This window comes from Streptomyces sp. NEAU-174, from assembly GCF_052665095.1.
This window is the reverse complement of sequence record NZ_JBQTCE010000033.1, coordinates 1-15184: the sequence shown is the minus strand read 5'-3', so window position 1 is coordinate 15184 and position 15184 is coordinate 1. Positions and strand designations below refer to the sequence as shown.

The 15184-nt window shown below is 73.0% G+C and carries 13 protein-coding genes; 10 read left to right on the top strand and 3 right to left on the bottom strand.

The window, feature by feature from the left end; genetic code table 11:
* The first annotated feature begins 114 nt into the window (after nt 1-114).
* From ACT2CW_RS48225 to nirD, 9 genes are all read left to right on the top strand, one after another.
* Complete coding sequence (locus ACT2CW_RS48225) at nt 115-1614, top strand: ATP-binding protein (RefSeq protein ID WP_445521216.1); 1500 nt, start codon at nt 115-117, stop codon at nt 1612-1614.
* Entirely contained in the window at nt 1614-2063 is a 450-nt protein-coding gene (locus tag ACT2CW_RS48220) for a roadblock/LC7 domain-containing protein (RefSeq protein ID WP_037946193.1), read from the top strand. The genes ACT2CW_RS48225 and ACT2CW_RS48220 overlap by 1 nt, the downstream gene beginning before the upstream one ends.
* The gene (locus ACT2CW_RS48215; protein WP_086886137.1) at nt 2060-2425 is read left to right on the top strand and encodes a DUF742 domain-containing protein; all 366 of its coding nucleotides are present in this window, start codon (nt 2060-2062) and stop codon (nt 2423-2425) included. The genes ACT2CW_RS48220 and ACT2CW_RS48215 overlap by 4 nt, the downstream gene beginning before the upstream one ends.
* Nucleotides 2409-3161 carry a GTP-binding protein gene (locus ACT2CW_RS48210; RefSeq protein WP_445521180.1) on the top strand — a complete coding sequence of 251 codons (753 nt, stop codon included), beginning with the start codon at nt 2409-2411 and terminating at the stop codon, nt 3159-3161. The genes ACT2CW_RS48215 and ACT2CW_RS48210 overlap by 17 nt, the downstream gene beginning before the upstream one ends.
* Nucleotides 3158-4468 carry a cytochrome P450 gene (locus ACT2CW_RS48205; RefSeq protein ID WP_445521179.1) on the top strand — a complete coding sequence of 437 codons (1311 nt, stop codon included), beginning with the start codon at nt 3158-3160 and terminating at the stop codon, nt 4466-4468. Before ACT2CW_RS48210 ends, ACT2CW_RS48205 begins: the two co-directional genes overlap by 4 nt.
* A gap of 38 nt (nt 4469-4506) precedes the next feature.
* Nucleotides 4507-5784, top strand: a complete 1278-nt coding sequence (locus ACT2CW_RS48200; RefSeq protein WP_164436145.1) for a cytochrome P450 family protein — start codon at nt 4507-4509, stop codon at nt 5782-5784.
* Nucleotides 5785-5865: 81 nt separating this feature from the next.
* Complete coding sequence (locus ACT2CW_RS48195) at nt 5866-7377, top strand: NAD(P)/FAD-dependent oxidoreductase (RefSeq protein WP_445521178.1); 1512 nt, start codon at nt 5866-5868, stop codon at nt 7375-7377.
* Nucleotides 7378-7379: 2 nt separating this feature from the next.
* Complete coding sequence (nirB, locus tag ACT2CW_RS48190; RefSeq protein ID WP_445521177.1) at nt 7380-10010, top strand: nitrite reductase large subunit NirB; 2631 nt, start codon at nt 7380-7382, stop codon at nt 10008-10010.
* A gap of 29 nt (nt 10011-10039) precedes the next feature.
* Entirely contained in the window at nt 10040-10435 is a 396-nt protein-coding gene (nirD, locus tag ACT2CW_RS48185) for a nitrite reductase small subunit NirD (protein WP_445521215.1), read from the top strand.
* Here the strand turns inward: nirD and ACT2CW_RS48180 are convergent.
* The 3 genes from ACT2CW_RS48180 to ACT2CW_RS48170 form a co-directional block, all read right to left on the bottom strand.
* On the bottom strand, nt 10418-11668 hold the full coding sequence (locus ACT2CW_RS48180; RefSeq protein WP_445521176.1) for a hypothetical protein: 1251 nt from the start codon (nt 11666-11668) through the stop codon (nt 10418-10420). The genes nirD and ACT2CW_RS48180 overlap by 18 nt on opposite strands.
* Before the next feature lie 108 nt (nt 11669-11776).
* On the bottom strand, nt 11777-12964 hold the full coding sequence (locus ACT2CW_RS48175; RefSeq protein WP_445521175.1) for a CU044_5270 family protein: 1188 nt from the start codon (nt 12962-12964) through the stop codon (nt 11777-11779).
* A gap of 1 nt (nt 12965) precedes the next feature.
* On the bottom strand, nt 12966-13556 hold the full coding sequence (locus ACT2CW_RS48170) for an RNA polymerase sigma factor (protein ID WP_445521174.1): 591 nt from the start codon (nt 13554-13556) through the stop codon (nt 12966-12968).
* A 269-nt stretch (nt 13557-13825) separates the two neighbouring features.
* Between ACT2CW_RS48170 and ACT2CW_RS48165 the strand changes: the two genes are divergently transcribed.
* Nucleotides 13826-14869 carry a LacI family DNA-binding transcriptional regulator gene (locus ACT2CW_RS48165; protein WP_445521173.1) on the top strand — a complete coding sequence of 348 codons (1044 nt, stop codon included), beginning with the start codon at nt 13826-13828 and terminating at the stop codon, nt 14867-14869.
* Nucleotides 14870-15184: the final 315 nt, after the last annotated feature.

Genomic DNA, 15184 nt, shown 5'->3' with positions numbered 1-15184 from the left:
CGGTGCGGACACGGCTTCCCAGTCGTGAGAGTTTGGCAACTACCGGACCAGACTGATCAGTTGGTCAGTAGTATCTGCCCTTTCTTGGCCGTGTCCCAGATGGAGGTGTCAAAGGTGCTGTCGGGGACGGGGGCCGTCGTGCTGGCCGCGTCCGCGGTGCTGGTACTGGTGTTATCACTGTGCCTCACCTGGGTGGTCAGACTTCGCCGCGCGCTGGCGGACGCGCGTAGGGCGACCGAGCGAGAACGAGCCGTTTCCGAGCGGGAACGAGCCAATGCGGCCGAGGCGCGGGCGCTGGCGGCCGAGCGCGGCGAGGAAGTCGCCCGGCTGGCCGCCGTACAGACCGATCTGGACGAGGCGGCGCGCCGGGAGCGGATCCTGCGCGACTCCGTACAGGCCTCGTTCGAGTCCGTGGCCCGCAATATGCACGCCATGTCGATGGTGCAGCAGCAGGTTCTCGACGGCCTGGAGCAGTATGTCGAGGACGCCGCGCTGATGGGCGAGGTCATGAAGGCGGACCACGCCGCCGCCCAGATGACCCGTAAGGCCCAGACGCTGCTGGTGATGTGCGGGATCTGGCCCGCGCGGCGGGAGACCCGGCCGGTGTCGCTCTTCGACTGTGTGCGGGGTGCGCAGTCGCGCATCGTGGAGTTCGGCCGGGTGGACGTCCACGGCGGGCAGACCCTCTACGCGGTGGCCCCCGCCGTGGAGGGCCTGATGCACGCGGTGGCCGAACTCCTGGAGAACGCCACCGTCTTCTCCCCCTCCCGCACCCAGGTCGCGGTCGCCATCCGCGAGGTCGCGGCGGGCGCGGTCATCGAGATCGACGACGCGGGGCTCGGGATGCCGCCGGACGTGCTGGAGAAGGCCGTGGGCCAGCTGCGGGACGGTCTCGACCTGGCCCAGCTGGGCGCGGTGCCCCGGCTGGGGCTCGCCTGTGTGGGGCGCTGGTCGCGGGAGCTGGGCTTCGGCGTCGAGCTGTCCACGGCGTCGGCGTACGGCGGCACGCGGGTGGTGGTCTTCGTACCGCACCGGCTGCTGACCGAGCAGACGAGCGCCGTACGGGCGGCGGACCACAGGCCGGTGGTCGTGGAACCCGTGGTCGTCGGCAAGGTGAACCAGGACGCGGGCGGCGCGGGGCTCGGCCCGGCCGCCGCGGACCCCGCCGGAGGCCGCCTGCTGAACGGCGTGTCCGTGGACGACGTCCCCGACATCCCCGGCGTCCCCGGCGCGCCCGACGCCCCCGCGTCCCCCGGCACCGGGCTGCCCCGGCGCCGCAACCGCCGCCGCCCGGCCTCCGGAGCCGCCCCGGCTGCCCGGGCCGCCTCCACCACCGACGTGGCCGGTGGGACTGGTGGAGCCGGTGGGACCGATGGGGCCGGTGGAGCCGACGCGGTTGACGCGGCCGGCACGGTTGACCTCACCACCGCTCCGGCCCGCGCCGCACCCACCCCGCCGCCCGCGGCCGCCCCCTGGACCCCCGAGGCCGCCCGCGCCTCCATCACCAGCGTCGTCTCCGGCACCCGCCGCGGGCGCGCGGAAGCGGAGGCGGAGGCCGTACCGCCCGACGATGAATCGAGTCCGGACCGAGAAGACCGAGAGGGAGGCCGGTAGTGGCCGGAACCATATCCAGGTTGCCCGACGTTGGATGGATGCTGCGTCCGCTGACCGGGATTCCCGGGGTGCGCCATGCCGTCGTCGTCTCGGAGGACGGTCTGCGCATGGGCCACGACTCCGCCGAGGGGCTGACCGGCGAGGTCTCCCGGCTCGGGGTGGACGAGGCCGAGTCGCTGGCCGCCGCCTGTGCCGCGCTGACGGTCACCAGCCAATCCACGGTGTCGCTGCTGTTCGGCGACGAGGCCGGGGTGCGGCAGCTGATGATCGAGTCCGACAGCGGGTTCGTGCTGTTCACCTCGGCCGGTCAGGGCGCCTCGCTCGGGGTGGCCACCGACACGGATGCGGATGTCGGCCTGGTGGCTCAGCAGATGCAGTTACTGGTCGCGAAGATCGGTGCCCATCTGAGCAGCCAGCCGCGGGAGCCGATGGGCCGCCCGACGTCATGAGCCGACCCGGCGAGGAACGCACCACGGCCGCGGTGCGCCCCTATGTGATCACAAGGGGACGCGCCGGTTCCTCACGGGATGCTCTGCCGCTGGAAACGCTCGTCGTGGCGTCCGGGAGCGCGCTGCCGCCGCATCTCCAGCCCGAGTACCGGCGGATCGCCGACTTCTGCCAGGGGCTGCTGTCGGTGGCGGAGGTCGCCGCCCATCTCGGTCAGCCACCGGCCGTGGTGCAGGTGCTGCTTGCGGATCTCATCGACTGGGGGCACATCGTGGCGCGTCCGCCGATCCGAGTGGCCAAGCGAAAACGTGCCGATTTGGACTTGCTGAGGAAGGTGCTCGATGGGCTTGAGAGCAAGCTCTGAGATCTCGATGGCCGGTACGGACGGCACAACCAGGACCGACCACACGGCCCACACGGCCCACCCGGGCCACGCGGACCGCACGACCCGCACAGACCACACCAACGAGACAGGCGAGACGGACGAGACGGGCGATACGGACGACATGGATGACATGGACGACACCCCCGTCATGTACGTGGAGTCCAGCGTGGCCGGGGCGGCCAAGATCCTCGTGGTCGGCCCGATGGGCGTCGGCAAGACCACGCTGATCGGCACGGTGTCGGAGATCAAGCCGCTCTCCACCGAGGCGACCATGAGCCAGGCCGGGGCCCGGCTCGACACCAAGGTGCGGCCGTCGAAGACCACCACCACCGTCGCGCTGGACTTCGGGCGGATCACCCTGGGCGGCGAGCTGGTCCTGTACCTCTTCGGCACCCCCGGCCAGCAGCGGTTCCTCCCCGCCTGGAAGGACCTGGCGCGCGGTGCGCTGGGCGCGCTCGCGCTGGTCGACACCCGCGATCTGGAGGCGTCCTTCGACGCGATCGGGCATCTGGAGGACCTGGATGTGCCGTTCTCCGTCGCCGTCAACGCCTTCCCGGACAGCACTCCGCACAACGAGGACGATCTGCGCTCCGCGCTCGATCTGCTCCCGCACACCCCGCTGGTCATCTGTGACGCCCGCGAGCACAAGTCCTCGGTGCAGGCGCTGATCTCGCTCGTCTCGCATCTCATCGAGACGCTCACGGAGGCGTCATGACCGCCAGGGCCGCCTCCCGGGTGCCGCTGTACGGGACCGCGCTCGACGGTCCGCTCACCGACCTGTACGAGCGGATGCGGCGCGTCCACGGTCCGGTGGTCCCGGTGGAGATCGCGCCCCGGGTCGAGGCATGGCTGGTCATCGGCCACCGTGAGCTGCTCCATCTCACCCGCGACGAGCAGTACTTCTCGCATGACCCGCGCCGCTGGACCCCGCTGCGCGAGGGCCGGGTGGCGGCCGACTCGCCGCTGATGCCGCTGGTGGGCTGGCGCCCGGCGCTGCTGTTCGCCGATGGCGCGGCGCACCGCCGGATGCGCTCGGCGGTGGCCGACGCGCTGGGGCGGGTCAACGGCCATGAGCTGATCCGCAGGGTGCGGGCCACCGCGGAGCGGCTGGTCGCCGGGTTCGCCGACCAGCACGCGGCGGATCTGGTCGAGCAGTACGCGCGCCTCCTGCCGCTCCAGGTCGTCACCGAACTGCTGGGCCTCGACGAGGAGAACGGGGCCCGGCTGGTCGAGACGCTCACCACGATCGTCGCCCCGACCGTGGCCGCCACCGGCGCCAACAAGCGGATGGGCCAGATCCTGCTCCAGCTGATCGCCGGGAAGAAGCGGCGGCCGGGCGCGGATCTGACGTCCTGGCTGCTGGAGCACCCCGTCGGGCTGAGCGACGAGGAGGTGCTGCACAACCTCGTAGTGATCATCGTCGCGGGCAACAACACCACCGTGAACTGGATCGCCTCCACGCTCCAGATCCTGCTCACCGACCCCGCGTTCCGCTCCTCGCTGGCCCGTGGCCACCTCACCGTGGACGACGCGCTGGACCTGGTGCTGTGGCGCCAGCCGCCCACCCAGAACTTCCCCGGCCGCTACGCCACCCGCGATCTGCGCTTCGGCGGCCAGGACATCCGCGCCGGGGACATGCTCATCCTGGGCCTCGCGGGCGCCAACGCGGACCCTGAGGTGCTGCCCGAGGACGGGCGTCCGGTGGTCGGCAACCGCTCGTACCTCGCCTTCGGGGCGGGCCCGCACGGCTGCCCGGCGCGGGATCCGGCCCGGCTGATCACCCGGACCGCCGTGGACACGCTGCGCCACCGGCTGCCCGATATGGAGATCGCGGTGCCGGAGGAGCAGCTTCCGTGGATCACCTCGCCGTGGTCCAAGGGCCTGGCCAAGCTGCCGGTGCGGTTCTCCGCGCCGCAGCTGGCCGCCGATGCCGCGGCGTCGGGTTCGGGGCCGGCTTCAGGTTCGGGTTCGGAGTCGGCTTCGGCCCGGACCCCGGACTCGGCGGCCCCGACCCCCGACTGACCGGCCCCGACCCCCGATTCCCCCGCAGGAGACACCAGATGACCGACGGCCGATGCCCCGTGTCGCACGCCGACCCCGCCGCACCGCACCGCCTGGACCCCACCGGGGCGCGCCAGCACGCGGTGAACGAAGAGCTGCGCGCCCGCGGGGCCGCGGTCCCGGTCCTGCTGCCCGGTGACGTACCGGCGTACGCCATCACCCGGCACGAGGAGCTGAAGGAGTTCGTCACCCACCCCGACGTGGCCAAGAACGCCTGCCACTTCGCCGCGCTCCAGAACGACGAGCTCCCGCCCGGCTGGCCGATGCGGACCTTCGCCACCGTACGCGGCATGATCACGGCGGATGGCGAGGACCACAAGCGGCTGCGGTCCCTGGTGACCCGGGCGTTCACCCCGCGCCGGGTGGAGGCGCTGCGTCCGGTGGTCCACGAGCTGACCGGCACGCTGCTGGAGCGGCTGGGCGACGCCGCCGCGGCCGATCCGGACGGGGTGGCCGATCTGCGCCGCCACTTCGCGCTGCCGCTGCCGATGAGCGTGATCTGCCGGCTGCTGGGCGTGGACGACCACTACCAGGACCGGCTGCACGAGCTGTCCAACGAGATCGTCTCCACCCAGACCTCGCCCGACCGGGTCCCGGCCGCCAACCGCGAGATGGTGGCGATCCTCGGCCAGGTGGCCGCCGCCCGGCTCAAGGACCCCGGGGACGATCTGACCAGCGCGCTGATCGCGGCCCGTGAGGAGGACGGCGACCGGCTCAGCGAGGAGGAGCTGATCGGCACGCTGATGCTGACGATCATCGCCGGTCACGAGACCACGCTCAATCTGATCACCAACGCGGTACGGGCGCTGTGCAACCACCGCGATCAGCTGGATCTGGTCCGGTCCGGGGCCGCGAGCTGGGGCGATGTGGTCGAGGAGACGCTGCGGTACGACAGCCCGGTGTCCTTCTTCCCGTTCCGCTACACCACGAGGGACCTCCCGGTCGGGGACGCGGTCATCCCGAAGGGCGCGCCCGTGCTCATCTCGTACACCGCCGCCGGGCGCGACGAGCGGGCGTACGGCCCGGACGCCGGCCGCTTCGACGTCACCCGGGGCGCGCGCCATCTGTCCTTCGGCCACGGCGCCCACTTCTGCCTGGGCGCCCCGCTGGCCCGCATGGAGGCCGTGATCGCCCTCGAGGGCCTCTTCACCCGCTTCCCCGCGCTGGATCTGGCGGTCCCCGACGAGGAACTGGTCCCTCACCCCAGCTTCGTCGGCAACAGCCCGCGGCGGCTGCCCATCCGGCTGGGGGCGCGCGGGGTGCCTCACAACGGCTGACGAGGTGCGCTGAGGGCAGCGTTGCCTACGGGAAACGGTGGGGATGCGGTCGGGTAACAGGCACCCCGCAGGCTTCCTGGCATGGAGTCGTACAGGGAGCCGATGAGCCCGAGCCGCCGGGTGGTGATCGTCGGCGGCGGCATGGCGGGTACGCGGCTGGCGCAGCAGCTGGCTGTGCGCGGCGCGGGCCCGGGCTCGTGCGCCGTCGAGGTCACGATCATCGGCGAGGAGCCGCACCCCGCGTACAACCGGGTGCTGCTCGCCGAGGTGCTCGCCGGGCGGTACGCCCCCGAGGTCATCGCGCTCCCCGCCCCCGCCGCCGGGGTGCGGCGGCTCAGCGGGGTGCGGGTGGTGCGCGTCGACCGCCCCACGGCGGAGGTGGTGTGCGACGACGGCCGCCGCGTGCCGTACGACGCGCTGGTGCTGGCCACCGGCTCCAACCCGGTGCTGCCGCCGCTGCGCGGCCTCTTCGAACCGGACGGCCACGAGCTTCCGGACGGCGTCCACGCCTTCCGCACCATGGACGACTGCCTGGCCCTCGGTGCCGCCGTACGCCCCGGGGCGCGGGCCGTCGTCATCGGCGGCGGACTCCTCGGCGTCTCCGCCGCGCGTGCGCTGGCCCAGCGCGGCGCCCAGGTGGTCCTGGCACAGCAGGGCGAGCACCTGATGGAGCGCCAGCTGGACCCGGGCGCGTCGGGGGTCCTGCGACGGCATATGGCGGCGCTGGGCGTGGAGATCCACACGGAGTGCCGCGTGCGCGGCCTGCGCACGCGCGCGATGGACGGCCGGCGCCTTGTGAACGCCGTCGAACTGGCCGACGGCTACGCCCTGGAGGCGGACCTGGTCGTGCTGGCGTGCGGCGTCCGGCCACGGGTGGGGCTGGCGCGGGCCGCTGGGCTGGAGGTGGCGCGGGGGGTCGTGATCGACGATGAGCTGCGGACGAGTGATCCGCGGGTGTTCGCGATCGGCGACTGCGCGGAGCACGCGGGGGTTGTGTATGGCCTGGCGGGCGCGGCGCAGGAGCAGGCGGACGTGCTGGCGGGCCTGCTCTCCCCCACCCCGCCCCTCCCCGAAACTAAGGGGCTCCGCCCCCCAGCCCCCCACCAGGGCTCCGCCCCGGACCCCGCACCTGGGGACCAGGTTGTGGGCAATCGTTCCGCGGAGGGGGCACCTCCCAGCGGTAGCTGGGGGAGGGACGGGTGGGCACAACCCGGCCACCGGGCCGCATCCGGCGACGAGACCCTGCCCCGGTACCACGGCACCCGTACGCTCACCCGCCTCACGCTCACCGCAACGCCCGGCTCAGCCCTCGCAGCCACCACCGCAACGCCCGAGGCGCATACCACCCCCGGCCCCCTCGACCTCGCTGCCTTCGGCAACCCCACCCCCGCCCCCGGCGACGACGTCATTCACCTGACCGACGCCACCCGCAACACCTACCGCAAAGTCGTGGTCCGCGGTGACCGCCTGCTCGGGGGCATTCTTCTCGGCGATCTCGGCACCGTCGGCGCGCTCGCCCGTACCTGGGAGAGCGACGAGCCGCTCCCCGCCACCCCCTTGCTCCACCTGCTGACCAACGATGGAGGGTCCTGACGATGAGCGCATCGAACTCCCGAAAAGCCGAAAACGCCGAAAACGCCGCACCCACCATCGTGCTCATCGGCCACGGCATGGTCGGCCAGCGGTTTCTCGAAGCGCTGGCCGAACGGAAGGTCACGGAGACCGCCCGCGTCGTCGTGTTCTGCGAGGAGCCCCGCCCCGCCTATGACCGCGTCCAGCTGACCTCGTACTTCTCCGGACGCACCCCGGACGAGCTCTCCCTCGTCGAGGACGGCTTCATGGCGCGGCACGGCATCGAGATGCGCCTGAACGACCCGGCCCAGGTCATCGACCGCGACGCCCGCACCGTGACCGCCCAGTCCGGGCTGACCGTCGCCTACGACACGCTCGTGCTGGCCACCGGCTCGTACCCGTTCGTCCCGCCCGTGCCCGGCAAGGACAGCGACGGCTGCTTCGTCTACCGGACCGTCGAGGATCTCCTCGCGATCGAGGAGTACGCCACAAACCGCTCGTCCGGCGTCGTCGTCGGCGGCGGGCTGCTCGGCCTCGAGGCCGCCGGTGCGCTCAAGGGGCTCGGGCTCACCACCCACATCGTGGAGTTCAACCCGCGCCTGATGGCCATCCAGGTGGACGAGGGCGGCGGCGCCGCGCTGCGCCGCACGGTCGAGGAGATGGGCCTGATCGTGCACACCGGCGTCGGCGGTAAGGAGATCACGGCGGACGGCGACGGCGCGGTCACCGCCATGACGCTGTCCGACGGCTCGTCCATCGACACCGACCTCGTCATCTTCTCGGCGGGCGTGCGCCCCCGCGATCAACTCGCCCGCGACTGCGGCCTGGACGTCGGCGAGCGCGGCGGCATCGCGGTGGACGAGACGTGCCGCACCAGCGACCCCACGGTGTACGCGATCGGCGAGTGCGCGCTGGCCGCCGACGGCCGGGTGTACGGGCTGGTCGCGCCCGGTTATGAGATGGCCGAGGTGGCCGCGGACGCCATCGCGACCGACGCCACCACCCACCGCTTCACCGGCGCCGACACCTCCACCAAGCTCAAGCTCCTCGGCGTCGACGTGGCCAGCTTCGGCGACGCCCACGGCACCGCCGACGGCTGTCTGGACGTCGTCTACTCCGACTCCCGTACCGGCGTCTACAAGAAGCTCGTGGTGGGCGCCGACGGCGCCCTCCTCGGCGGGGTGCTGGTCGGCGACGCCGAGTCGTACGGCATGCTGCGCCCCCTCACCGGCTCGGTGCCGCCCATAAGCCCCGAACAGCTCGTCCTCCCGGCGGGGCTCGGCGCACCCGCCGCCCTCGGCCCCTCCGCGCTGCCGGACGAGGCGGTCATCTGCAACTGCCACAACGTCACCAAGGGCGCGATCCGTTCGGCCGTCACCGACCACCAGTGCACCTCCGTCCCGGAGGTGAAGAAGTGCACCAAGGCGGGCACCGGCTGCGGCAGCTGCGTCAAGGCGCTCACCTCGCTCGTCAACGACGAGCTGGAGGCGAGCGGGGTCAGCGTGGACAAGGGGCTGTGCGGCTGCTTCGCGTACACCCGCGCCGAGCTGTACGAGGTCGTCCGCACCCTGCGCATCACCACCTACGCCCAGCTGCTGGACAGCCACGGCCGGGCGGAGGCCCGGGAGGGCGACGGCTGTGAGGTGTGCAAGCCCGCCGTGGCCTCGATCATCGCCTCGCTGGCCCCCACCCTGGGCGCGAGCGGCTATGTGCTGGACGGCGAGCAGGCGGCCCTCCAGGACACCAACGACCACTTCCTGGCCAATCTCCAGCGCAACGGGTCGTATTCGATCGTCCCCCGGATCCCCGGCGGGGAGATCACCCCGGAGAAGCTGATCGTGATCGGCGAGGTGGCCCGGGACTTCGGCCTCTATACGAAGATCACCGGAGGTCAGCGGATCGACCTCTTCGGCGCCCGGGTGGACCAGCTCCCGCTGATCTGGGCGCGGCTGGTGGAGGCCGGTTTCGAGTCGGGCCACGCGTACGGCAAGGCGCTGCGCACCGTGAAGTCGTGCGTGGGCCAGACTTGGTGCCGCTACGGAGTGCAGGACTCGGTCCGGATGGCCATCGACCTGGAGCTGCGCTACCGGGGGCTGCGCTCACCGCACAAGCTCAAGTCGGCCGTCTCCGGCTGTGCCCGCGAATGCGCCGAGGCACGCGGCAAGGACTTCGGCGTGATCGCCACGTCCAACGGCTGGAACCTCTACGTGGGCGGCAACGGCGGGGCCGACCCGCGCCACGCCGATCTGCTCGCCCAGGACCTGGACGACAAGGAGCTGATCCGGCTCATCGACCGGTTCCTGATGTTCTACATCCGCACCGCGGACCGTCTGGAGCGCACCTCGGCCTGGCTGGAGCGGATCGAGGGCGGCCTGGACCACGTCCGCGAGGTGGTGGTCGAGGACTCGCTGGGGCTGGGTGCCGAGCTCGAGGCGATGATGGCCGACCACGTGACCGGCTACCGCGACGAGTGGGCCGAGACCCTGGGCGACCCCGAGCGGCTGCGGCGCTTCGTCTCCTTCGTCAACGCGCCGGGCGCGCCCGACCCGACGGTGAAGTTCGTGCCCGAGCGCGACCAGGTCAAGCCGGACCTGACGATCCTGTCAGGGCCCACCCTCCCCGTCCGTACTCTCGAAGGGACTGCCAGCCGATGACCATGGCATCCATGACTCCCAGGACGCCCATGGCGGCCGAGCGGGCCGCGGTCCGCGTGGAACTCCTCGTCGACCAGCGGTGGTTCACCGTCTGCGAGCTGACCGACCTCACCCCCGGGCGCGGGGTGGCCGCCCTGCTGCCGGACGGCGCCCAGGTGGCGGTCTTCCTGGACCGCTCGGGGCGCGTGTACGCGATCGCCAACCGCGACCCGTTCACCGGGGCGTATGTCCTCTCCCGGGGGCTGCTGGGCTCGGCGGGCAGGCGGCCGTTCGTCGCCTCCCCGCTGCTGAAGCAGCGCTTCGACCTGGAGACGGGGCGTTGCCTGGACGACGAGGGGGTCGTCGTCCAGGCGTACGCGACCCGCACCCGGGCGGGCACGGGCGCGGGCACGGGCGCGGGCGCGGAGTCAGCCCAGGTCGCGTGAGACCAGCACCCCGCACTGGACGGGGTCGCTCGCGCAGCCGGCCGTCCCCGCCGCGAGCACGCCCTTCGTCCCGGGGACGCCCGCGACGCCGAGCACCGTGGACATCTCGCTGTGCTCGGTGACCTCGGCGGGCAGCTCCTCGGTCGCCCACCGCGTACCGGTCCAACGGGCCAGTACGGAGTGGGGGTTGCCCGGGGCCCAGCCGGCGATCCACGGCCGTCCGGCGCCGTCCGCGCCCGCGGCGTTCGCCTCGCCGACGGGGAGCGCGGGGAGCGACTGCCAGCGGCCGCCGGTCCAGCGGGCGGCCATGGTGGCCGTGGGCGACTGCGGGTCGTTGGTCTTCCCGACGACGTAGACCGAGTTACGGCCTGTGGCCACCGCGTGGTTGACGACCCAGCCGGTCGGGTGCTCGCCGGGGGCCGGCACCTCGCGGACCGTCCAGCCACTGCCGTTCCAGTGGTACAGCAGCGGTACGGACACCTCGCCGGTCATGGCGCTCGCGGTGACCCATACGTCGTCCGGGCCGGTGCCGGTGATGTCCCAGGGCTGTACCTCGCCACCGCCGGGGGCGGCGGGGAGGGACACCGTCTGCCACGCGGAGCCGGTCCAGCGCTCCAGCCGGGAGACCTGGGTACCGCCGTTCGGGTCCCAGTCGAAACTGGTCAGCCAGGCCGCCTTCTTACCGAACGCGGCCAGGTCGCCGACGAAGCTCAGCGACCCTTCCGCGGGGGCCGCGTGGCCGACCTTCGTCCACTTCGCGCCGTCCCAGTGCTGGAGCACGATCGGCGCAGAGGTGCCGTCGGCCAGGGTGCCGGCCGCCCAGGCGTCGTCGGGCGCGGCGGCGGCGACCTTCTCCAGCTGGGCGGCCTTGCCGTCGGTGGAGGCGGCGGGTACGTCCGTCCACGCGCTGCCGTTCCAGTGCCTGATCAGGGGGGCGGGCCCATCGGCGCCGTCCGTCCTGCGGCCCACCGCCCAGGCGTCCTTGGCGCCGGTCGCGGCGACGTCCCAGAACTCCCGCGAGGCGGTCTCGCTCAGCGGCGTCCGCAGTTTCCACGGGGTGTCGGCGTGGGGCGCCCGGTCGGACGAGGCGCTGGGCGCGGCCTTCGCGGTGCCGGTCGTGGCGTTCGCGGGGGTGCCGAGGGTGGCGAGCGTGCCGAGTGCGACCGCGCACACCGCGAACGCTGTGCGCAGCCGCGTCCGGCGGGCTCCGGGCCGTCGTGCGGTTCTCTCCATGACGTTCCTTCTGCTCGGGTGGGTTTCTCAGGGCTCTCAGGGTTCTCAGAAGGAAATGGCCGCCGCCCGCCCGTTCTTACAGCTCGTCTTACAGCTCGCCCCGACCGGTCACTCAGGGGTCTTCAACTGCCGGTCGCTCCACTCCGACTCCACCGTGGCGGTGTAGTTCACCACCGTGCCCGCCGTGAGCCCCGCCTCGGCGGCCTTCGCGTCCGGCTTGGTCAGCGCCTCCTGCTCGGACAGCAGGGCCCCGGTCGCCGGGTTCACGATCAGCTCCGACCGCCCGGTCCCGTAGCCGGGCCGGGCGGTCGCGGGCAGGGCGAAGCCGACCCCCTTACGGCCCAGCGGGTCGGTCACCTCACCGAGCGACCGGATGCCCGGCAGATCCGCGATGACGCGGTACGCGGCGGCCCGGACCTCGGTCCTGACCGGGAGGCCGATCAGCCCGGCCGCCTGCCGCCACATCCACTCGGTGCGGCCGGAGATCTCGCTTCCGCGGTCCTCCTCGTACAGGTCCGCCAGCACCTTCTTCAGCTTCGCGCTGTCGCCGGGGAGTTTCCGCAGCTCCGCGTAGCTCACATTGCGTGCGCCAAGGGCGGCGATCTTGTCGCCGCTGTTGATCCGGTCCACCGTCGGACGCTTCCTCGCCCCCGGCTCCAGCCGCAGACCGAGCTTGCCGCCCGACCCGGAGTTGGCGAGCGTCAGGTCCTTCGGCGATCCTGCGGCGCGCCAGCGCGCCGTGTCGCGCGCGGTGCGGGGCTCGGTGGTGGCGTCGATCCCCGAGACCCACAGGCTCCGCGTACCGGGCCGCACCCCGAAGGACCACCGCGAGGTCTCGGCGGAGACCACCGCGAAGGTCGACTCGGCCGCGGAGGCGACGCCGATCCAGGACGACCGCGTGGTCGTCTGCCAGTACGTGCCCTCGTCCGCCGTGCGATCCACCCGGGCGGCCACGTTGAGCAGCGCCAGGCGGCCGTTCTCGGCGGTGCGCCGGGGGCCGTCCGTGGTGGGTCCCGCGGTGGCGCGGGAGCCACGGGCGTCCCGGGTGCCGGAGCCGCCCTCCGGCAGGGTGGCGACGAGCACCCCGGCCGCGGCCGCCGTCGCGGCGACGGGCAGCGCCCACCGCCAGGTGAACGGCCGGGCGGACCGGCGGGATTCCGGTGCGTCGGACCTGCTCGCCAGGATGGTGATCAGATCACGCCGGGCGCGTTCCGAACCGGCCAGGCGGGCCGGATCGAGCTCCGGGGGCCGGGCGTCCGCCAACGTCTTCATGACATCGGGCCGCTTGCGTGCCATGTCAGTGCTCCTTCAGTGTCACTTTCGGGCGGGGGTCGTGGGGGTCGCGAGGGTCGTGGGGGTCACGAGGGTCGTGGGGGTCACGAGGGTCGCGAGAGGGTCCGGCCGCGTCCACGGCCCGCTCCAGCCGCCGTCTGGCCCGGTGCAGCCGCACCGAGAACGTGGCGGTGGAGCAGCCCAGGACGCGTGCCGCCTGTCTCGGGCCGAGCCCGTGCCAGGCGACCAGCGTCAGCAGTTCCCGGTCGGCGGCGGACAGCCCCGCCAGGGCCTCCAGCGCCACCGCGCGCTCGGTCACCCCCGCGGCCACGTCCTCGACCTGGGCGCCGGAGGCGATGACGCGCTGGGCCTCCTGAGCGGCCAGGGCGTACTGCCTGCCGTCGCGGCGCCGCAGCTCGCGGGTCAGATTGCGGGCCACGCCGAGCAGCCACGGCAGCGGTGGCGTGGGGATGTCCCGCATCCGCCGCCAGGCGACCGTGAAGGTCTCACTGGTGATGTCCTCACCGACCTGCCGGCCCACCAGGCAGGTCGCGTAGGCCAGCACACGGGGATGACACTCCTCGTAAAGGTCCCGAAAGCGTTGGGCGTCGGTCACGCCGTCTCCTCATCTCGGCTCTCTCACCATGCAGTGGTCGAGGGCCGCGCTTTCTTACACCCCGGGGAGAGGGGATTCCGGGCGGCGAGGTGCCCGGGACGATAGAGGGGGCGGTGCGGCGCTGCGTAAGCTCAGGGGCTTGATGAGGACGGTCCCTCTCTCGTCTCTTCACGTCCGATCCGGTTTTCCGGAAGACTTCTGCAAGGTTCCGAGGGCGCGTCCCCGGGAAGCAAGAGGCGGGGGTGGCTCCCGTCAATGAGGAGGCGGTAATGGCTACGGAGAGCAGGGGCACCGAGGGCGGCACCCGGCCCAAGGTGACGATCACGGCCATCGCCCAGGAGGCCGGGGTGTCGGTGCCCACGGTCTCCCGGGTGGTCAACGGCCGTTCGGATGTCTCGCCCGAGACCCGGGCCCGGGTCGAGGACCTGCTGCGGCTCCACGGCTACCGCCGCCGCCAGAGCGCGCCCGGCGACCGCGCCGCCCTGGTGGACCTGGTCTTCAACGACCTGGACAGCCCCTGGGCGGTGGAGATCATCCGGGGCGTGGAGGACGTCGCCCACCAGGACGGGGTGGGCACGGTGGTCTCGGCGATCCACGGCCGCGCGGGCTCGGCCCGGCAGTGGCTGACGAACCTGCGGGCCCGTGCCTCGGACGGGGTGATCCTGGTGACGTCCGTACTGGAGCCGGTGGTCCACGAGGAGTTGCGGCGGCTGAACGTGCCGATCGTGGTGGTCGACCCGGCCGGCTCCCCGGCGCTGGACGCGCCCACCGTGGGCGCCACCAACTGGGCGGGCGGCATGGCCGCCACCGAACATCTGCTGAGCCTCGGCCACCGCCGGATCGGCCTGATCGCCGGCCCGCCGCGGCTGCTGTGCAGCCGGGCCCGGCTGGACGGCCACCGCGCGGCGCTGGAGGCGGCCGGGGTGCCGTTCGACCAGGCGCTGGTCGTGCAGGGCGACTTCTACCACGAGTCCGGTTTCCACGGCTGCGACCAGCTGATGGACGCCGATGACCCGCCCACCGCCGTCTTCGCCTCCAGCGACCAGATGGCGCTGGGCGCGATCGAGGCGCTGCGGCGGCGGGGGCTGCGGGTTCCGGAGGACGTGAGCATCGTCGGCTTCGACGACCTTCCCGAGGTCCGCTGGTCGGCGCCCCCGCTGACGACTGTGCGGCAACCGCTGGCGGATATGGGGAAGTTGGCCGCGCGTACGGTGTTGCGGCAGGCGCGGGGGGAGGAGATCGAGTCCCCGAGGGTCGAGCTGGCCACCCAGCTGGTCATCCGCGCCAGCACGGCCCCACCCACCGAGGACTGACCCCCGGGCCCGGCTCGCCGGGGGCTAGCCCCACGGCCCCGCCCACCGGGGACTGGCCCCAAGGCCCCGCCCACCGGGGACTGGCCCCAAGCCCCCCGCCCACCGAGGGCTGCCCCCAGGCGCCCCGCCCACCGAGGGCTTGGCCCCCAAAGTCCCCGCCCACCGAGGGCTGGCCCCTCAGGCCCGGCCCGCTGGGGGCTGCCCCCTAAGCCCCGCCCACCGAGGGCTTGGCCCCCAAAGTCCCCGCCCACCGAGGGCTGGCCCCTCAGGCCCGGCCCGCTGGGGGCTGCCCCCTAAGCCCCGCCCACCGAGGGC